Below are 19961 nucleotides of genomic sequence, written 5' to 3'. Positions count from 1 at the left end.
AAAAGTCTGGAAGACCGTGCGCGCGCGGGCCACATGGCGCTGGCGCACGGAATGACGCAACTAAACAGGGATAAGGGGAGTTACGGTTGAACTGTTGCAACACGGCCGAGCCGGGAAATGCGCCGGCCCGGTGGGCAACCGGGTGGGGATAGTGCAGATGCAGGACAGGTTGAATTACAGGTCGACTCAAAATAAGTGGCAGCGATCCAGCAGGTTGAACAAACTGGAGCCATCCATTGTCAGGGCTGGCTCTTCAGAAATTCCAGCACTTCAGTCACATGGTCACTGACCTTCACGCCACGCCATTCTTTCACCAATCGGCCTTGAGCGTCAATGACAAACGTACTGCGCTCGACCCCCCGTACTTTCTTGCCATACATGTTCTTCATCTTCATGACGTCGAACTGCGTGCACACGGCTTCATCGGCGTCCGAGATCAGTTCGAACGGCAGGCCAAGCTTGGACTTGAAGTTCTCGTGCGAGCGCAGTGAATCGCGGGACAAGCCGTAGATGTCGGCGCCCAGTGCCTGGAACTCGGGATAGGCTTCGCGAAAGGCAATGCTCTCGGTGGTGCAGCCAGGGGTATTGTCCTTCGGGTAAAAGTACAGCACCGTGTACTTGGCGGGACGGCCGAGCAGTTCGAACGGTTTCTCGCCCGTCATCGGGGCGGTGAAGGGGGCAAAGGTTGCAAGTTGGCTCTCGGCCACGGGTTTCTCCTGACGGTCGCAGCGCAGCTGCAGGGTGACCCTCCCGGCGCGCCATGGCGGGGAGCGGCACCCCATGATAATCCGTGGGCGCTATCTGCCGCTAGTACTCTTGTGGGCAGAATCGCAATATTTACCCGGATTGAAACGTTTGCGGCCCTGTTGAACCGCCCTTGTAGCGATTCAGGCGGTGCGTTCGAGGATCAGAGCCAGCGTAACCTTGCGGCCTTCGCCCATCAGCACGTTATATGTGCGGCAGGCGGCGCCGTTGTCCATGCTTTCCACGCCGATGTGCCGGCTCGACAGGCTGGTGACCAGGCGCGGGTGCACGAAGCGCTGGCGCGCGCCGGTGCCGAGGATGACGACGTCCGGCGCATCCTGCGCCAGTTCATCAAAGTGGGCGGCGGTGAGCTGGTCGAAATCGGTCACGTTCCAGGGACGCGGCGGGACCTCGGGCAGCAGCGTCAGGCTGTAATCGTAGCGCTGGGCATTGATCTCGACGCCGCTGGCATCGACGCCGGTGACGGTCTGGTATTGCTGGGTATTGTCGGAATGGAGCTTCATGGCGATAGGCGAAGTAGACGCTGGTAAGCGGTGACTGTGCGGATGCCCATTGTAACCGGATCGGCAAGGTTGCCTAAACCGTGCGCTTTGGGCAGAATGGTATTTTTGCGCACTGCAACAGTGCAGGCGTTTTTCCAGGGGATACTGTGCGACCGATTGCCAAATCGAACAAGCTCGACGACGTCTGCTACGAGATCCGCGGACCGGCCCTGGAGCAGGCGCGCCAGATGGAAGAAGACGGCCAGAAAATCATCAAGCTCAATATCGGCAACCTCGCCGTGTTCGGCTTCGATGCGCCGGACGAGATCGTCAGCGACATGATCCGCAATATGCATGGCGCGGCCGGCTATACGGACTCCAAAGGCATGTTCGCGCCGCGCAAGGCGATCATGCACTACACGCAAGAGAAAAACATCACCGGCGTGACGATCGACGACATCTACCTGGGCAACGGGGCGTCCGAACTCATCGTCATGTCGATGCAGGGCTTGCTGAACAATGGCGATGAGGTACTGGTGCCGGCGCCCGACTATCCGCTGTGGACCGCCGCCGTGAGCCTGGCCGGCGGTGCGCCGCGCCACTACATCTGCGATGAAGGCGCTGGCTGGATGCCCGACATCGCCGACATGCGCAGCAAGATCACGCCAAACACGCGCGCCATCGTCGTCATCAACCCGAACAACCCGACCGGCGCCCTGTATCCGCGCGAAGTGCTGCTCGAGATCATTGAGCTGGCGCGCCAGCACCAGCTGATCATCTACGCCGACGAAATCTACGACAAGACGCTGTACGACATGGCCGAGCACGTCTCAATGGCGTCGCTGGCCGACGACGTGCTGTTCGTGACTCTGAACGGCCTGTCGAAGAACTACCGCTCGTGCGGCTACCGCGCCGGCTGGATGGTGGTCTCGGGCGAGAAGCGTCATGCCAAAGGCTATATCGACGGCCTGAACATGCTGGCCTCGATGCGTCTGTGCGCCAACGCCCCGGGCCAGTTCGCGATCCAGACCGCGCTGGGCGGCCACCAGAGCATCAATGACCTGGTGGGACCAGGCGGCCGTCTGCTCCGGCAGCGCGATCTCGCCTACAAATTGCTTACCGATATACCGGGCGTGTCCTGCGTGAAGCCAAAAGCTGCGCTCTACATGTTCCCGCGCCTCGATCCGAAGATGTACCCGATCACGGACGACCAGCAGTTCATTTGCGAACTGCTGACCGAGGAAAAAGTGCTGCTGGTGCAAGGCACCGGCTTCAACTGGATCGCCCCGGACCATTTCCGGCTGGTGTTCCTGCCTAATTCCGACGACCTGACCGACGCTTGCGGACGCATTGCGCGCTTCCTCGACGGTTACCGACGGCGCCACGCCTGATTCAGCGCGTCGCGCCCAGACCTCACGAGAAACAGATTTTATGAAACCGATTCAAGTTGGCCTGCTGGGCATCGGCACCGTTGGTGCCGGTACCTTTAACGTACTCAAGCGCAACCAGGAAGACATCCGCCGCCGCGCCGGCCGCGGCATCGAAGTGACGATGGTCGCCGCGCGCAATACCGAGCGCGCACGCACGGTCACCGGCGATGGCGTCGAGGTCGTCAGCGACCCGTTCGCCGTGGTGAACCATCCCGATATCGACATCGTCGTCGAGCTGATCGGCGGCTACGAGCTGTCGCGCGAACTGGTGCTGCAAGCCATTGCCAACGGCAAGCATGTGGTCACCGCCAACAAGGCGCTGGTGGCGCTGCACGGCAACGAGATTTTCGCGGCCGCACAAGAGAAGGGCGTGATCGTCGCCTTCGAGGCGGCCGTGGCCGGCGGCATCCCGATCATCAAGGCGCTGCGCGAAGGCCTGACTGCCAACCGCATCGAATCGGTGGCCGGCATCATCAACGGCACCACCAACTTCATCCTGTCCGAGATGCGCGACAAGGGCCTGGACTTCGCCACCGTGCTGGCCCAGGCGCAGGCGCTGGGCTACGCCGAGGCCGATCCGACCTTCGACATCGAGGGCGTCGATGCTGCGCACAAGCTGACGATCATGTCGGCCATTGCCTTCGGCATCCCGGTCCAGTTCGACAAGGCCTACGTGGAAGGCATCAGCCAGTTGCAGGCGGTGGACATCCGCTACGCCGAACAATTGGGCTATCGCATCAAGCTGCTGGGCATCACCCGCCGCACCACGACTGCCGCCGGCGAAGGCATCGAGCTGCGCGTGCACCCGACCCTGATCCCGGCCGCGCGCCTGATCGCCAATGTCGAGGGCGCGATGAACGCCGTGCTGGTGCATGCAGATGCCCTGGGCGTCACGCTGTACTACGGCAAGGGCGCTGGCGCAGAGCCAACCGCATCGGCCGTGATCGCCGACCTGGTCGATGTGACGCGCCTGGCCACCGTGGACCCATCCGGCCGCGTGCCGCACCTGGCGTTCCAGCCGAACCAGATGAGCGACGTGACGATCATGCCGATGGCCGACATCACCACCAGCTACTACCTGCGCGTGCACGTGCAGGATCAGCTGGGCGTGATGGCCGACCTGACGCGCATCCTGGCCGACGGCAATATCTCGATCGACGCCGTGCTGCAGAAAGAGCCGGGCAACCAGACCAATATCGACATCATCATGCTCACGCACCAGACGCAGGAGAAGAGCATCGATGCGGCGATTGCCAGAATCGAGGCGATGCCGGCCGTGATTGGCAAGGTGACGCGGATTCGCCTGGAATCGCTGGGCTAGGCAAAGCCGAACCATCGGGTGGCCGCTTTGCTCAGGGTCACCCGCGTCATGCGGGCCGCGTAGTGCCGCGTGATTAGTGCCGCATGATTCTTCAGGGCTGTTTCGTATCGCCGGTCACGACCTCCGGTATCAGATGCGAATACGCAAGCATGAATATGAGAAACATGCTTTGTTCGGCCGTGCTTGCCGTTGTACATTACGGCATCCTAGTCACCCGAGCCCTCCAGCATGCGCCAACCGAGCCAATTCTCCCTGCTGACCCAGCGCCGTTTCGCCCCCTTTTTCTGGACCCAGTTCCTGGGCGCGTTCAACGACAATCTGTTCAAGACGGCACTCCTGGTCGTGATGACCTACGACGCGCTGAACTGGACCACGCTCGACCCCTCGCTCATCAACAACCTGATCCCCGGCCTGTTCATCCTGCCGTACGTGGTGTTCTCGGCCACGGCCGGCCAGCTCGCCGACAAGTTCGACAAGGCCCGGCTCGCGCGCATCGTCAAGATCGCCGAGATCGCGATCATGCTGGTGGCCGGTATCGGCTGGATGACGCACAATCTGTGGCTCTTGATCGCAGCCGTGATCGGCATGGGCATGCATTCGACGCTGTTCGGGCCTGTCAAGTACGCTTACCTGCCACAAAACCTGAAGCCCGATGAACTGGTTGGCGGCAATGGCGTTGTCGAAATGGGGACGTTCGTCGGCATCCTGCTGGGCGAAGTGGCCGGCGCGGTGCTGGTTGGCAGGCCGAACGGCATCATGCTGGTGGCCGGTGCGACGCTGTTCTTCGCCGTGCTGGGCCTGCTGGCCAGCTGGCGCATCCCGCCATCGCCGGCGCCGGTGCCCGAGCTGCGCATCAGCCGCAACATCATTGCCGAATCGTGGCGCAACCTCTCGTACTCGCGCAAGAACCGCACGGTGTTCCTGTCGATGCTCGGCAACTCGTGGTTCTGGTTCTATGGCGCGCTGCTGCTGGCCCAGTTCCCCGTGTTTTCCAAGGATTACCTGCGCGGCGACCATAGCGTCTTCGTGCTGCTATTGACCGTGTTCTCGCTCGGCATCGGCGCCGGCTCGCTGCTGTGCGAACGCCTGTCGGGCCACAAGGTCGAGATCGGCCTGGTGCCGTTCGGCTCGATTGGCCTGTCGGTGTTTGGCATTGACCTGTATTTCGCCAGCTCGGGCTTCACGGCGGGCACGGCGATCGTCGACTGGCTCGCGCTGCTGGGCCAGCCAGGCGCCTTGCGCATCCTGTTCGACCTGGTGATGATTGGTGTGTTCGGGGGCCTCTTCATCGTGCCGCTGTTCGCGCTGATCCAGACGCGCTGCGACCAGAAACACGTCTCACGCACGATCGCGGGCATGAACATCCTGAATGCCGTCTTCATGGTGGCCTCGGCCGGCGTGGCGATCCTGCTGCTGGGGCAGGGCTTCACGATTCCGGAACTGTTCCTGACGACGGCGCTGCTCAATGCGGTGGTGGCAATCTATATCTTCTCGCTGGTGCCGGAATTCCTGATGCGCTTCCTGGCCTGGATCCTGATCCACACCGTCTACCGGGTGCGCATGATCGACACGTCGCACATCCCGGCCGACGGTCCGGCGGTGCTGGTCTGCAACCACGTGAGCTACGTCGACGCGATCGTCATCAACGCGGCCAGCCCGCGCCCGATCCGCTTCGTGATGGACCACCGCATCTTCAAGACGCCGTTTTTGCGCTGGATTTTCCGCGCCGTCAACGCGATCCCGATCGCGCCGGCCAAGGAAGACCCGTGGACGATGGAAAAGGCGTTCGTCGACATCGCCCACGCGCTGCATGACGGCGAGCTGGTCTGCATTTTTCCGGAAGGGCGCCTGACGAAGACGGGCGAGATGAGCGAGTTCCGAAGCGGCATCACCAAGATCATCGAGCGCAACAAGGTGCCGGTGATTCCGATGGCGCTGCGTGGCCTGTGGGGGAGCTGGTTCACGCGTGACCAGGGCAATCTGTTCGGCCGGCGCATCGCGCGCGGCATGCGCTCGCAACTGTCGCTGGCGGTGGGTACGCCAGTGGCGCCGGAGCTGGCGACACCCGAATATCTGCAGCAGCAGGTCATGACGCTGCGTGGAGAGTGGAAGTAAGCGGAAATAAGCGCCGGGCCATGCCGCCTCGATGGGTATGGCAAAAGCGCAAGATTTTTTTTGCGGCTCTGATATAATTATTGACTAGTCGGGGCGTAGCGCAGCCTGGTAGCGTACGTGCATGGGGTGCACGGGGTCGGAGGTTCGAATCCTCTCGCCCCGACCAATAGAATCAACGAGTCAGGCCAGCCGAGAGGTTGGCCTTTTTCGTTTCTGAAGCTTTTATCCCTGCGAAAGCTCTTGCGCAGCACGGGTTGCCGCCGGCGCGCTGCCGGCCGATCAGCGCAGGAAGCGCCGGTGTGAGTATGATTTTCCAGGGCTGGCCAAATGGAAAAGGCTGCCCGACAATGAGCAGCCTGAGGAAATAAGTCATGCCAGCGCTATTCGCAGCCGCCAGACGGTAGGTAACAAGCGTTACTTACACACTGTGCTGTTTCTTGCGACGGTTCACGCCGAGACCCAGCAAACCGAGCCCGAGCAAGGCGACGGATGCGGGCTCAGGAACTTCCGAGACATTGGCGAAAACAAAACTCACGTCATTGTAGTTAAAGTCACCCCCATTATTCAGATCTTCGAACGCGACGTAAGTCCCGGCGATCATATTTGCATCGCCAGCGTAGTAAGACGAATAGACATGGTTGACAAAGTCGCTATTCAGGCTAGTTTGGGAATACCACGGGCCAACATTGCCTGGTACAAGATTCCGGAGAACGAACACCAGGATGTCGCCTTGAACAACAGGCCCAAAGTTGAATGACTGACCATACACCGATGTCTGATTGTTCAGCCCGTAAAGGCCGGTTGCTACACCGTTGACAAGCATGGACACTTCATTCATGTAGGTTGCTGCTCCCGCCCCGGCAAAATAGCCCGTCACACTGCCGGTTGATGCTGCAACAAACGAATACACCGCAGCGTTCTCCGTACCGACTGGTGAATATGGGATTGGCGCTGCCTGAGCGATACCGCACGTTACCAAGGCAGCTGCCACTGACAGTTTAGCAAACAAGTTTTTCATTACTGTTCCCCTGTTGTTGGATGAGCTTTTTAAGTATGCAATAACTGGGCCAGATCAATGAAATCCTTAATTTACAATGGGTTGTAAATACATTTCATTGCCAGTGGGTAGCTGTGTAAATTTTACCGACAAAATTAATCAAAACTTATTTCATTTGGTGAACCATGCTTAATTGAATGCATCTTCTCAATCACCAGTACGTCGTCCTAAGTGATATTGGGAAATTAATTTTAAATATAGAAATTATTCTGCGGGGAATGGTATTGCAGAATAGCACCGAGTGTTTTCTTGCTATGGTCGCCGCACTATCTACTTGTTTATTTATCTTATCGGTGGTGGCTGACGATTCTCATCGATAAGTAATTTACGCTCCCTGTTCAAGCCCGAGCCCGGGGGCGAGAAAAACCCTTGATCTTGGGCAGCAGCAGTGATTTGCCGCAGGGCTGTTCCGCGACAACGCCGAGGCGGCCCGATTGCAGGCGTACCAGCATGCCCACGGAATAGATACCCAGACATTTGACGAAAGGGGGAAACACGGCCTCGTCGGTTTGCCCGGCGCGGGCCCATTCGGCCATGCGCCGCAGGGACTCGGCTGAGCACCAGTCCGCCTTGTAGGGGTGGTTCGACGCGATGGCGCCGCACACATCGCAGACCGCGCCCACGGGCGCGTCCAGGCCCAGCTCGTCACCGGACAACCGATGACTCGGCGCTGTTTTTATGCGCGTGACTGGTAACGATTGCCGACTGAACTTGAAGAAGAATGCAGGGACCTGACCCCACGCGATCAAGCCAAAATGGCTTGCTTTGCCGGGACGTCTGCTTGAGGTTGGAAAATCAGGCGCGCGGGTGCGCCCACTGCAGTACTGCCATCCGGCATATCCGTCAGGACGACTGACATGGCACCGATGCGGCAGTTGTTGCCAATTTTGACGCCACCCAGTATTTGCGCATACGCGCCGATCTCGACGTCATCACCAAGAACGGGCACGGGACCGTCCACATGACGGTTACCAATCGTGACCCCTTGGCGCAACGTACAATTTGCGCCGATCTTCGTAGCGGGATGAATAAAAATACTGCCAAAGTGCCAGATCCGCAGGCCTGGACCAATGTCGGCAGATTTCGGCAGGCTGACGCCCGTGGTCGTCTCGACTACGCGAAAGGCCAGCCAGTACAGCGTCGTCTGAAACTTTTTGCTGGGGCCTGCAGAACGTAGATCAATGCGGCGTCCTTGACGATACAGCCAAACCGCCCAAATCGACTGTTCCTTCAGGAAGGGCCGCCGCATGCCGTACCGAACCAAATCGCATTGCCAATCATTCATTTCGTCCCCGGAATCATTATTCATATTAGTTAAATTATAACTAATGATTACGCTTGATAATCTATCGAATTACATCAGCCGGAAATGTTGTTTCAGTTTGTGTGTACTTGATATGGTTCAGCACCATCACGACGCCTTCGCGACGCCGTCCCCAAGCCAGTACCGGTCAATGTCTCGCAAGCCCCACTCGGCAGCGTTCTCGCATCCGGCAATCGCATCACGCGCGCCCGGCGCCCCCAGGTCGATCAACTCCGGCCGGATATAAGCCCGTGCCCGGGTCGAGAAAAACACCTTGATCTTGGGCAGCAGCAGCGATTTGCCGCAGGGCTGCTCCGCGACGACGCCGAGGCGACCGGATTGCAAACGCACCAGTGTGCCCACGGGATAGATTCCCACGCATTTGACGAAGGCGGCAAACACGGCCTCGTCGAATTGCCCGGCGCGGGCCCATTCGGCCATGCGCCGCAGCGAATCGGCCGGGCACCAGCCAGACTTGTAGGGGCGGTTCGACGTGATGGCGTCGTACACGTCGCAGACCGCGCCCATGCGTGCATACAGGCCCAGCTCGTCACCGGACAACCGATGCGGATAGCCCCGGCCGTCCGGGCGCTCGTGGTGGTGCAGGCACACTTCCAGCGCAACCGGACCGACACCGGGCGAAGCCAGCAGCATGGCGTGGCCCTGCGCCGGATGGCTGCGCACGACGCAAAACTCGTCCTCGGTCAGGCTACCCGGCTTGTTGAGCACCTCGGCCGGGACAGCCATCTTGCCAACGTCATGCAGCAGTCCGGCCAGGCCCAGTTCGCGCGCGAGATGGTCGTCGAGCCCCAACTGGCGCGCGAGCGCGATCATCAATGCGCAGACCGCCACCGAATGCATGTAGGTGTAGTTGTCGGCTGTCTTCAGGCGCGCCAGGCCGATCAGTGCGCCGGGATTGCGCAGCACCGAGGCGGCGATGGATTCGACCATCGGCATGGCGTCGCGCACCTCGACGGCGCAGCCCATGCGCGCCTCGTTGAACATGTCGAACAGCGCACGCTTCGACTGGTCGAGCAGCACGGCGGCGCGGCCGAGTTCGTCGTCCATCGTGGCACGTGGGGCGGGGCGGAAGCGAAAGGCGGTGTCGTCTGCAGCGCGTGGTGTGGCCGGCGCCGTGGCGTTCGCCTCTGGCGCGGGTTCGACATCGAGTCCGCGCTCGGTATCGATCCAGGCTTCGGCGGCGCGACTGGTCGCAATGCGCTCCAGTTGCGCCGCCGATTCGATCAGGAAGGACGATTGCCAGAAGGGCGTGTCGATCCACGAGCAGCACAGTTGTTCCACATACATTCCTGGCCGTAACTGCTTGACGGCGACTTTCTTCAGACCGGCACGCGCAACCGGCGGGGCTTGCCGACCGCTCCCGATCATGGCAGGGCCAGCTGCAGCGCGGCAGCACGGGTGACGCCCGCAGAACGGCGGGGCGGCGTTGCTGGCATGGACGCTGGCGCTGCACTGCGGGCCAGCTTGAACACGGCCAGTGCCTGGACGACCTTGAGCGTCTGTTCCTGCAGGGCGGCGGCGGCGGCGGCCGATTGCTCGACCAGGGCGGCATTCTGCTGGGTTACGCCATCCATTTGCGTGACGGCGTCGTTGACCTGGCCAATGCCCGCGACCTGTTCGCGCGAGGCGGAGGCAATCTCGTTCATCAGGCCGCTGACCTTGCGCACGGCTGCCTGCACCTGCTGGGTGGTTTCCCCGGCGCGCACGGCCAGGGCGGCGCCGGCCTCGACCTTGCTGATCGAGGCGGCGATCAGCCGCTTGATCTCCTGCGCCGAGGTATTGCTGCGCTGGGCCAGATTGCGCACTTCGCTGGCGACGACGGCGAAGCCGCGTCCCTGCTCGCCGGCGCGGGCCGCTTCGACGGCGGCGTTCAGGGCCAGGATATTGGTCTGGAAAGCGATGCCTTCGATGATGCCGATGATGTCGCCGATCTTGCGCGACGCCTCCGAGATCTCGTCCATCGTGGCAATGACTTCGCCGACGATGAGGCCACCGCTGACGGCAGTGCCGTCGGCGGCCTCGGCCATGGTGCTGGCCTGGCCGACGCTGGCGCTGTTCTGCTGCACGGTCGAGGCCAGCTCTTCCATGCTCGACGCGGTTTCTTCGAGCGCCGAGGCCTGGGACTCGGTACGTCCCGACAGATCCATATTGCCGGTCGCGATCTCCGCAGTCGCCACGCTGATTTGCTGGAAGTTGGTGCGCACGTCGCCCACGATGGATTGCAAGTTGACGCGTAACTGGTGCATGGCTCGCATCAACTGCCCCATTTCATCTTGCCGGCTGCTGCTGAATTCAACGCTCAGGTCGCCGCCCGCCATGGTCTGGCAAGCCTGGCGCGCTACCTCCATTGGCCGCAGCAGCGTCGCGTGTAACGCGTACCAGAAGTAGAGCAACGACACGCCAGCGGCCCCGGTCAGTATGCCGAGCGGGGTTTCGAGGTGGGGAAACCGGACTGCGCCGTTGAGCAGGTGAAAGCCCATCAGCAGCAGCAGCATCGCGCACTGGCCCGTCAGGTTCAGCGCGATGCGGCGGCGCAGCGTCATATGGGTTGCGGCCGCCAGCAAGCCGCGTAGTCCGGTCGCGCGCACCATGCCTTGCTGAAGACGGATGTTACCGGCGGTACCCGCTTTGAGGTTGCGATAGAGTTCGGCAGCCGCCGTGATCTGGGCCCGCGTCGGCTTCGTGCGCACCGACATGTAGCCGACAGCCTTGCCGTTTTCCATGACCGGGGTAGCGTTGGCCATTACCCAGTAGGCGTCGCCGTTCTTGCAACGGTTCTTGACCATGCCCGTCCAGGACCGGCCCGAGCGGATCGTGGCCCACATATCGGCAAACGCCTCGACCGGCATATCGGGATGGCGCAGGATGTTCTGGGGCGCACCGATCAGCTCCTCCTCGGTGTAACCGCTGATGGCGATAAAGTACGTATTCGCATACGTGATGTTGCCTTGCAAATCCGTGGTCGAGACAATTGTTTCGGTGTCGCTCAGTTCGATTTCGACATCGGTGACCGGAAAATTATTGCGCATGACAGACTCCTGCTGGAAGGTGTGGCGGGCGTGGTGCGCCACCTGTTTGATTCATACCAGCAACAATTTTATGTCATAAAAAATCGAATAACTCAAATAAAACGAATAAATCGGTTTATTTTTGATCCAGTGTTGTGATTTGTCACGACGTGTATCGCCGGGTGCCTTCTGTGATGCAACATGGAGGAATGCATCGGGACAGTGGCGCTTTCGCTGCAATCCATGGACGCATCCGTCGTATTTTTGCCAGCCAGGTGTAGCATGAGAAAAATGATCCGCCTACTCACGGGTACCACCATGCGGCGTCGATATATCGAGTTCGCCATGCTGGCAACAGCGCTGGTGTTCATCGGCGCCAGCCTCGCTTATCTCCAGCTGACCGAGGTAGAGCGCCTCGAGAGCAGCGAGCGGGCCCGGTTGCTGTCCTTTACCACGCTGTTGGCCAGCAATATCCAGACCGATCTCGAGGCCACCAACGTGGCGCTCGAGGGCGTGGTGCGCGATTACCTGAGCGCTCCGGACGGCGCCGTTGCCGATGCAGAGCTGGCCGGTCGTCTGTCGGCGCTGGTCGGCGCGATGCCGGGACTGCGCACGATGATGGTGTTCGACCGCGACGGGCGAGTGCGTGCTGCCAGCCAACACGACTTGTACGGGCGCGATTTTTCCCGGCGCGACTATGTGACTGCAGTGCGCCGCGCGCCCAGCAGCCGGACCCTGTACGTGGCCGAGCCGTTCCGTTCGATCCGCGGCGACCAGGTGGTGACGGTTGCGCGCATGGTGCCGGACGCAGCCGGCCGTTTCGGGGGAATGGTGCTTGCCACCCTCGATCCCGAATATTTCACCGGCCAGTTCCGCACAGCGATGTATGCGCCCGACGTCTGGGCACTGGTTATCCACGGTGGCGGAAGGCAATTGCTGAACTATCCGCCGAAAGGAAAGATCGACGGCACCAACCTGGCGCGCGCGGGCACGTTCTATCAGCGCCATCGCAGCAGCGGCCGGGTGGCCGGGGTACTCGAAGGCCGGGTCTACACCACCGGCGAAGAGCGGGTCATGGCCATGGCCACGATTGCGCCAGTGGCGCTGGCGATGGACTATCCGCTCGTGATTGGCCTGAGCCGCGACGCGGCCGCAGTTGCCGCGCCGCTGCGGCGTCAGGGACTGACGCTGGCCGTGCTGTTCGTCGTGCTGGCAACCGGCGCCTGCGGGGCGCTGGCGCTGGTGCAGCGCAAGCGTGCGCAGTGGGCGCGCCAGGATGTCGAGCAGGCGCGTGCACGTGCTGCCATGCAGGGCGTGTATGACAGCGAAGCACGGTTTCGCACGCTGATCGAGGACGCGCCGCTGGCCGTGGCCATCCTGCGGCACGGCCGCTTCATTTACTCCAACCCGCGCTACCGGGCCTTGCACGGCTATGGCGCGACGGACGACCTGACCGGACTGCCCTGGCGCGCCATGATCGCAGCGCCGTCGCTGGCCGGGCTGGCGCGGCAGGAGGCACTGATCGAGGCCGATACGCCGACCGAGCAGCATTTCGAGGCAATCGGCCTGGGCAAATGGGGTTCCTCCGTGCCGGTCTACAAGACTACCGCGCAGGTAAAGCTGGCGGACGGCCCGGCGACCCTCGTCTTCGCGCAGGACATCTCGGCGCAAAAAAGTGCCGAGGCCGAGATGCTGCTGGCCCGCGATGCGGCCGAGGCAGCCAGCCGCAGCAAGGCCGAGTTTTTGGCCAATATGAGCCACGAGATCCGCTCGCCGCTCAACGCCGTGCTGGGTTTCGCCTATCTGCTCGAGCAGCGCGCGATCGACGCCGACGCCCGCAGCATGGTGCGCAATATCCGTGTGTCCGGCCAGTCGCTGCTGGCCATCGTCAATGACATCCTCGATGTGTCGAAGATCGAGGCCGGGCACATGCTCATTGAGACCGCGCCGTTCTGCCTGGGCGAGTTGCTGGAGAAGGTGGCCACCAGCATGCGCATCGGCGCTGCCGGCAAGGACCTGCAACTGATCGTCGACACGCCGCCGCCCGGCGTCGGCATCCTGCTGGGGGATGCTTTGCGGCTCGAGCAGGTGTTGCTCAATCTCACCGGCAATGCGGTCAAGTTCACACCAAACGGCAAGGTCGCGCTGCACTGCACGTTGCTGCGGCGCGACGGCGACGCCCTGGTACTCCAGTTCAGCGTGCATGACACCGGCATCGGTATCGACCCCGGTGCCCAGGAGGCGATCTTCTCGCCATTCACCCAGGCCGACAGTTCCACCACGCGGCGCTTCGGTGGCACTGGCCTGGGGCTCACCATCTGCCGCCAGCTGGTCGCGCTGATGGGCGGCGCGCTGGTCGTGGACAGCGCCCCCGGCCGCGGCAGCGTATTCAGCTTCAGCCTGCCGCTGCAGGCGTCCACCGAGGCCAGCGCCACATCCGTCTGCGCCGCCGCCGCGCCCTCTGGCCAGGCGCTGCACGACGTCTGCGTTCTGGTCGTCGACGACAGCGACATCAACCGCGAGGTGGTCCAGCGCATCTTGCGCGACCAGGGCGCCGAAACCGTCTGCGTCGGCGACGGCCGGCAGGCCCTGGACTGGCTGCTGGCGCATCCGGACCAGGCCGATGTCGTGTTGATGGACGTGCAGATGCCGGTCATGGATGGCATCGAGGCGACCCGGCAGCTGCGCCGCATGCCGCAGTTCGACGGCCTGCCGGTTATCGCGCTGACTGCCGGTGCGTTCAAGGAACAGCAGGAGGCGGCGCTGGAGGCCGGCATGTGCCATGTGCTGAGCAAGCCATTCGACGTGCCGGCGATGCTTGCGCTGATTGCACGGTTGTGCGGCAGCGGCGGCAGCGGCGGCAGCGGCGGCATCGGCGGCAGCGGCGGCGGGGGCGGCGGCGGCGCGGGCGCCCTGGACGGCCCGGCACCGGCACAGGTCGATGATGACGCGCTCGACGTGGCTGCCGGACTCGCCCTGTGGCTGGACGGCGCGGCCTACCGCCAGTATCTGGCCCAGTTCCTCGAGCTGCATGGCGACAGCGCGGCGCTGATCGGCGCCAGCCTGGCTGCCGGCCGGCCCGGCGAAGCGGCCGCACTGGCCCACAAACTGGCCGGCGTGGCCGCCAGCCTGGCCCTGCCTGCCACGCGTGCTGCCGCGCACGAGGCCGAGCGGATGCTGTACGCCGCCATGCGCGAGCCGGGCGCCGACGGCGTCGCGGTCGACCTGGCGCCATTGACGCAGGTGCTGGCGCAGGCGCGGCGCGCGATCGAGCATTATCTTGGGCCGGCGCCAGCGCCAGCAGCCTCGCCCGTGGCAGCGTCGCCGGCGGTGCTGCACGCGCACCTGACCAGGCTGCTCGAAGCACTTGACGCCGAGGCGCTGGAACAGGCCGAAGCCTGCCTTGCCGCGCTGGCGCCGTTGCTGCCGGCGGTGATACTCGATCGTGTGTGGAACCCGCTGCGGCGCTTCGATTTCCGCGCCGCCGAGGCCGCCGTGCGCCTGTTGACGGCGTCCGTGCCGGCAACCTCTTGAGCGCCGGGTCGCTGGCCGCCGACAAGCCGGGCAGGGCGGGCAGCGCCTGGCCGCGCCCCGTCAGCGCACCGGCTGCGTCCAGCGCCGCACGAGGTCGCCCAGCTGCTCCGCCGTGAAGGGCTTGCTCAGGTAATCGTCCATGCCGGCCGCCAGGCAGCGTTCGCGGTCGCCGTCGATGGCGCTGGCGGTTAGCGCTACCACCGCCAGGCGCGGTGCGCCGGTGGCGTGTTCGCGCTGGCGCAGCTGGCGGCAGGCTTCGTAGCCGTCGAGTACCGGCATCATGCAGTCCATCAGCACCAGGTCGTAGGTGCTGGTCTCCAGCGCTGCCAGCGCGACCGCGCCATTCACCGCTTCGTCGACCCGGCACCCAAGTTTTTCAAGCAGGATGCGCAACAGTTCGCGGTTGATCTCGGTATCTTCGACGACGAGCACGCGCGGCGTCCCCACGGTAGCCCGCAGTCCGGATGCGGTGACGGTGTCGGGCGCCGGCGCCGACGCCAGGCTGCACGGTACGACCAGGCGGAAGCAGGCACCGGGCCCGGTGCGCGGGACCAGGTCGATACTGCCACCCATCAGGTCGGCCAGGCGGCGGCAGATGGCCAGCCCCAGGCCGGTGCCGCCGTACACGCGGCTGATGGTGTTGTCGACCTGGCTGAAGGGCTGGAACAGGCGCGCCTGGGCTGCCGGGTCGATGCCGATGCCGTGATCGCTCACCTGGTACAGCAGCAGCCACCCGCTGCTCGTGTCGGGATCGCGCCGTGCCACCACGGTCAGTTCGATCGGGCCGCCCCCAGCCGGGGTGAATTTGATCGCGTTGCTGAGCAAATTGCCCAGCACCTGGCCGATGCGGTCGGGGTCGGCCATCACGGCCGATGGCAGCACGCCCGGACGCAGCACGATCGCCAGGCGCTTGCGCTCTGCGCTCATGCGGTATGAGTCGACCCGCTGCGCGGCATGGCGCAGCGGGTCGAACGCCTGCGGCAGCAGTTCCAGGTTGCCGGACTCGACCTTTGAGAAGTCGAGGATATCGTTGATGGTGCGCAGCAGCTCGAGCACGCTCTGGTGGACGGTGCGTGCATACGTGTCCAGCGGCGCCGGCAGCCCGGCGCCAAACAGCAGTTCGGACATGCCGACAATGCCGTTCATCGGGGTGCGGATCTCGTGGCTCATCATCGCCAGAAAACGCGACTTGGCCTGGTTGGCCGCATCGGCCTGGGCCTTGAGCGCAAGCGCCTCGACCGCATCGCGCTCGCGCTGGCGGACGATGCGCAGCACCGTGCCAAAGGCCAGCGCCACGCCCAGCATGCCGGTCATCGCGATGGCGCCCAGCGGGCGCAGATTGCGCCACCAGTCGCTTGTCAACAGCGCTTCGGGCACGGACGCTTCGATGACCAGAGGATAGTTGCGTACGGGGCGCTGCGCCACCATGCGCGCCTCGTCATCCGTGGCAACGGCTGCTGGCGGCCGGCCTATCGAGGCATCCCGCTGCGGCCAGGAGGCCAGCAGCACCTGGTCGCTCGACAACAGCGAGATCGCCGCCTGCTGGCCTGGGCTGACGGAACGAAAGAAGTCAGTGAACGAGGCGCACGAGATGCCCACCACCGCCACGCCCGCGAAGCGGCCATGGGGGGTTTCGCGACGCCGGCTCAGGTAAAACGTCCAGGCCCCGTTGATCTTGTTGCGTACCGGGCGGCTGACGTAAGGGGCGGGGTCGCGGTGCGCGCGGTGATAGGCGAAATAATCGCGCTCGGCCAGGTTGATGGCCGGCGTTGGCCAGGCGCGTGTGGAACTGAGCAGCGCGCCGTCGGCGCCGATGATGCTGGCCACGGCCACCTGGGGCAGGCCGCTGATCTTGTCGCTCATGGTGCGATAGAGCGCCTCGCTCCCCAGTGCCGGATCGCCGTCGTCGGCAGGCAGCGCGGCGAGGATGTTGTCGAGCGCCAGGCTGGACGAGGCCATCGATTGCGCCGTGCTTTCGGCCAGCGCCAGCGTCAGATTGTCGAGATCGCTGGCCCAGTCGTCGATCTCGCGAAAGTGCAATACCCAGGCTGAACCGGCCAGCGCGAGTGTGAGCAGCAGCACCAGGCCCGCGCAGATCATGGCGCTGACGGTGCGCGTGTCCAGGCGCTGCAGGCGCTGCCACCATGGCATGTCGTTCATCGATGTGTCCGCAATCACCCATGCCCTCCGTCGGTATTGATCGGCACCCTGCGAGGGGGCAGCGCGCGGCATGGAAACGGCGGATGACGCGCTCGTGCCGGCTCTCCTGGCAGACAATGAGTTTACATCAAAACCTTTAAATCCGCTAATTTAGTTTATTTGAAATTAAAGTAACGAATATGGTGGTCGTTGGATTGGCAGGTAGGCGCTACGCCGGCGTGGGCTTGCGGGCGCGCTGCGCGACGCTCGCCCGCAGATAGCCGCGCAGCTCGTCATAGTTGATCGGTTTGGGGAAGAACACGACACCTGCCGGGACGCCGCCGCGGGCCGCCAGCTCATCGGCAGGCAGCCCCGACAGAATGGCAATGCTGACGTCGGCCAGCTCCGGGTCGGTCATGACGGTGCGCACCACTTCAAAACCGTCGATGCCCTCCATGACGATATCGGCGAGCAGGATGTCGGGCGGGCGGCGGGCGATCTGCAGGAGCGCCTGGTAGCCGTTTTCGCAAAAGATGAAATCCGCTGGCAACTCCCACGCAGCAAACTGGCGCTGGTACAGGGCGCGCTGGATGGCGTTATCCTCGATCACGAGAATGGTCGCGCGGCCGCCGGCGTCGCGCCCCATGCTTCCGGCCAGCTTGTTCTTGTAGTCGAGTACTGCCCTGAGCGGAATCCGGCGGTGCCCGCCCTGGGTCTTCCAGGCATCGAGCACGCCTGTTTCCACCAGCTGCTGCACCAGCGACACCGAGATACCCAGCATCTGCGCCGCCACCTGCGTGGTGCATACCTCGTCGGACATTACTGCACTTTGCTTAGTTGCCACCTGAACTGCTCCCGCACTATCCATCGCTTCAATGAGAATTCATTGAATTCGTTTTAATTGCTTGTATTGTATCGTACCGGCGCATGACCCATCAGCGCCCAAGTGCACTGGCAGGCCCGCAGTGCTTGTAGAAGAAGGTCGTTGCACACAGCGGGCCGTCGGGCAAACAGGCGAAGTCAGGGACGCTGCCGACGCGCTGCCAGCCCGACCGTGCATACAGGCGTTCGGCCGTGCTGTCAGCCGTGTCGAGTACCAGCACGCTGCGCCCTTGCGTACGCGCGGCTTCTTCGACTGCCTCCATCAACCGTCGGCCGATGCCCGCGCCGCGTGCCTGGCGCCGCACCAGCAGCTTGGCCACATCCGCCCGATGTTGCTGGTTGTCCGGCATGGCGGTAATCAGCTGGACGGTGCCGAGAATGCCGGCCCTGTCCTGCGCCACGATCAGCGTCCGCTCGCCGCGCTCCACGCCGCCTGCTATGTCGTGCCAGTAGTCCAGCGCTGTCGTACGAGATAGCGGCAGCATGAAGCTGACCGATGCGCCGCCTTCGACGCAATCGATCAGGACATCGGCCAGTTGCTCGCTGCAGGCGCGGGCGTCGGCATGCGAAAGGGTGCGCAGCGTGATGTCATGGGGCATGCGGGTTCTCCTGGAGATCGTTGTGATGTGCTGGCCAGGTCCGGCAGTGATTCAGTCGATTGTCGTCGCTCCTGGCGCCTGTCCGGCAACCAGTGTACGTGACCCGGCATGGGGGCGCCCATCAATCGGAATATTGATGAAGAACGTTGTCCCGCGCTCGCTGTTGCTGTCCAGGCCAATACTGCCGCCATGGCTTTCGGCCACTGCGCGCACATAGGGCAGGCCGATGCCCCAGCCTTGCGGATCGCCGCGCTGGGCCAGCTCGGCACGGCGGTACATCTGGAAGATGCATTCCTGCTCGTGCGGCGGAATCGGCGGGCCGTCGTTGTGCACCGACACGAGCAGGCGTTCGTGGAGCTGGTCCACCTTGACGCTGATCGGCGTGGCAGGCGCCCCGTATTTCACGGCATTGGACACCAGATTCTCGAGCGCCCGCCTGAACACCTGGCGATCCCACCAGCCATCGACAGGATGCGCGTGCAGCTCGAAACGGGACCCGTGCGCTGTGCGTGCGTCGGCCAGTACCTCGGCCACGAGTTCGTCCATCGGAAAGGTCGTGATGGTCAGCGGAATGCTCTCGCCACTGTGAAACGCCATCGTATCGAGCAATTCGTCGACCATGCTGCTCATGCGCCGGGTATTGGCCAGCGCCTTGCCGGCCACCTTTTTGATCTGGTCCGGGTCGTTGCTGCGCTGAATGAGTTCGAGCGCAGTGACCGTGGCGCCCAGCGGGCCGCGCATATCGTGCGTCAGCGCTGCGGCGAAGCGTTCCCGGAAACCGCTGTGCACGAGTGAGAACGCTTCGACGGCTTCCTGAATGCCGGAATCGATCGATGAATGGATCGTGTGGATTTCGCTGTGATCGAGCACGACCTGTTCGCGGTGCAGCACATCGAAGATGGCCCAGCGGAAGATCTGGTATTCCTCGATCAGCGCAGTGTGATCGTACGAGGTGATGCGGGCGCGCTCGCCGCCATGCTCGGCCGCAACCGTGGTGCCGTCGACGGCGGATGTGCGCGGATAGTCGGGGCTGATGCTCTGGACGATGTTCTCATAGAACAGCGGCAGCGTATCGATCAGGATCGGATGCTGCACATTGCGCGCCTGCGCGACGCGTTCGCGCACGCGCGCTTCCCAGGTCGCGAAGACGGACCCGCGCAAGCCCAGCATCCGCTGTGCATTGGCCGAGAGGTGGTCGGAACCGGCTTGCTGGTCGGTGGCGAAACTCACTGGAGGCTGTCCTTTCGATGGTGGCGTGCGTCTTGACGTCCGGCCATCTTACGCCGGGGCACGGACGCATGCCGT

General features: G+C 63.3%; 16 protein-coding genes and 1 tRNA gene. 5 read left to right on the top strand and 12 right to left on the bottom strand.

What is annotated here, in order from left to right; genetic code table 11:
• Positions 1 to 239: 239 nt before the first annotated feature.
• Both AC56LV_RS10740 and AC56LV_RS10735 read right to left on the bottom strand, forming a co-directional pair.
• Entirely contained in the window at positions 240 to 707 is a 468-nt protein-coding gene (locus AC56LV_RS10740; RefSeq protein WP_258835144.1) for a redoxin domain-containing protein, read from the bottom strand.
• A gap of 180 nt (positions 708 to 887) precedes the next feature.
• A complete protein-coding gene (locus AC56LV_RS10735; RefSeq protein ID WP_258835143.1) occupies positions 888 to 1268 on the bottom strand; it encodes an Mth938-like domain-containing protein in 381 nt (126 codons plus the stop codon).
• Between the two features lie 146 nt (positions 1269 to 1414).
• Between AC56LV_RS10735 and AC56LV_RS10730 the strand changes: the two genes are divergently transcribed.
• The 4 genes from AC56LV_RS10730 to AC56LV_RS10715 all read left to right on the top strand — a co-directional run bounded on the left by AC56LV_RS10730 (position 1415) and on the right by AC56LV_RS10715 (position 6279).
• A complete protein-coding gene (locus tag AC56LV_RS10730; RefSeq protein WP_183555505.1) occupies positions 1415 to 2638 on the top strand; it encodes a pyridoxal phosphate-dependent aminotransferase in 1224 nt (407 codons plus the stop codon).
• A 40-nt stretch (positions 2639 to 2678) separates the two neighbouring features.
• Positions 2679 to 3998: a homoserine dehydrogenase gene (locus AC56LV_RS10725; RefSeq protein WP_499503253.1), complete on the top strand. Its 1320-nt coding sequence runs from the start codon at positions 2679 to 2681 to the stop codon at positions 3996 to 3998.
• Between the two features lie 228 nt (positions 3999 to 4226).
• Positions 4227 to 6113: an MFS transporter gene (locus tag AC56LV_RS10720; protein WP_499557511.1), complete on the top strand. Its 1887-nt coding sequence runs from the start codon at positions 4227 to 4229 to the stop codon at positions 6111 to 6113.
• 89 nt (positions 6114 to 6202) lie between these two features.
• Positions 6203 to 6279 (top strand) — tRNA-Pro (locus tag AC56LV_RS10715).
• A gap of 6 nt (positions 6280 to 6285) precedes the next feature.
• Here AC56LV_RS10715 and AC56LV_RS10710 read toward each other — a convergent pair.
• From AC56LV_RS10710 to AC56LV_RS10685, 6 genes are all read right to left on the bottom strand, one after another.
• The gene (locus AC56LV_RS10710) at positions 6286 to 6486 is read right to left on the bottom strand and encodes a hypothetical protein (protein WP_499557509.1); all 201 of its coding nucleotides are present in this window, start codon (positions 6484 to 6486) and stop codon (positions 6286 to 6288) included.
• A 45-nt stretch (positions 6487 to 6531) separates the two neighbouring features.
• Positions 6532 to 7131, bottom strand: coding sequence for a DUF4114 domain-containing protein (locus tag AC56LV_RS10705; RefSeq protein ID WP_499557507.1), 600 nt, complete (start codon positions 7129 to 7131; stop codon positions 6532 to 6534).
• A gap of 377 nt (positions 7132 to 7508) precedes the next feature.
• Positions 7509 to 7826: a hypothetical protein gene (locus tag AC56LV_RS10700; protein ID WP_499557505.1), complete on the bottom strand. Its 318-nt coding sequence runs from the start codon at positions 7824 to 7826 to the stop codon at positions 7509 to 7511.
• A gap of 89 nt (positions 7827 to 7915) precedes the next feature.
• Positions 7916 to 8479, bottom strand: coding sequence for a serine acetyltransferase (locus tag AC56LV_RS10695; protein WP_499557504.1), 564 nt, complete (start codon positions 8477 to 8479; stop codon positions 7916 to 7918).
• 102 nt (positions 8480 to 8581) lie between these two features.
• Entirely contained in the window at positions 8582 to 9862 is a 1281-nt protein-coding gene (locus AC56LV_RS10690; RefSeq protein ID WP_499557502.1) for an HD-GYP domain-containing protein, read from the bottom strand.
• Complete coding sequence (locus AC56LV_RS10685; protein WP_499557500.1) at positions 9859 to 11523, bottom strand: methyl-accepting chemotaxis protein; 1665 nt, start codon at positions 11521 to 11523, stop codon at positions 9859 to 9861. The genes AC56LV_RS10690 and AC56LV_RS10685 overlap by 4 nt, the downstream gene beginning before the upstream one ends.
• A 270-nt stretch (positions 11524 to 11793) precedes the next feature.
• On the opposite strand from AC56LV_RS10685, the gene AC56LV_RS10680 reads away from it, so the two are divergent.
• Entirely contained in the window at positions 11794 to 15036 is a 3243-nt protein-coding gene (locus AC56LV_RS10680; protein ID WP_499557498.1) for an ATP-binding protein, read from the top strand.
• A gap of 60 nt (positions 15037 to 15096) precedes the next feature.
• Here the strand turns inward: AC56LV_RS10680 and AC56LV_RS10675 are convergent, their stop codons facing one another.
• The 4 genes from AC56LV_RS10675 to AC56LV_RS10660 form a co-directional block, all read right to left on the bottom strand.
• Complete coding sequence (locus AC56LV_RS10675; protein ID WP_499557497.1) at positions 15097 to 17196, bottom strand: hybrid sensor histidine kinase/response regulator; 2100 nt, start codon at positions 17194 to 17196, stop codon at positions 15097 to 15099.
• Between the two features lie 208 nt (positions 17197 to 17404).
• Positions 17405 to 17995 carry a response regulator gene (locus AC56LV_RS10670; RefSeq protein ID WP_499557495.1) on the bottom strand — a complete coding sequence of 197 codons (591 nt, stop codon included), beginning with the start codon at positions 17993 to 17995 and terminating at the stop codon, positions 17405 to 17407.
• A gap of 115 nt (positions 17996 to 18110) precedes the next feature.
• Positions 18111 to 18656 (bottom strand): GNAT family N-acetyltransferase, encoded by a 546-nt coding sequence (locus AC56LV_RS10665; RefSeq protein WP_499557493.1) that lies wholly within the window; start codon positions 18654 to 18656, stop codon positions 18111 to 18113.
• Between the two features lie 51 nt (positions 18657 to 18707).
• The gene (locus tag AC56LV_RS10660; RefSeq protein WP_499557491.1) at positions 18708 to 19886 is read right to left on the bottom strand and encodes a sensor histidine kinase; all 1179 of its coding nucleotides are present in this window, start codon (positions 19884 to 19886) and stop codon (positions 18708 to 18710) included.
• Positions 19887 to 19961: the final 75 nt, after the last annotated feature.

The sequence above is a fragment of the Telluria sp. RB2R28 genome, assembly GCF_059685835.1.
The sequence above is the reverse complement of the archived record's forward strand: the minus strand, read 5'-3'. Positions and strand labels throughout refer to the sequence as shown.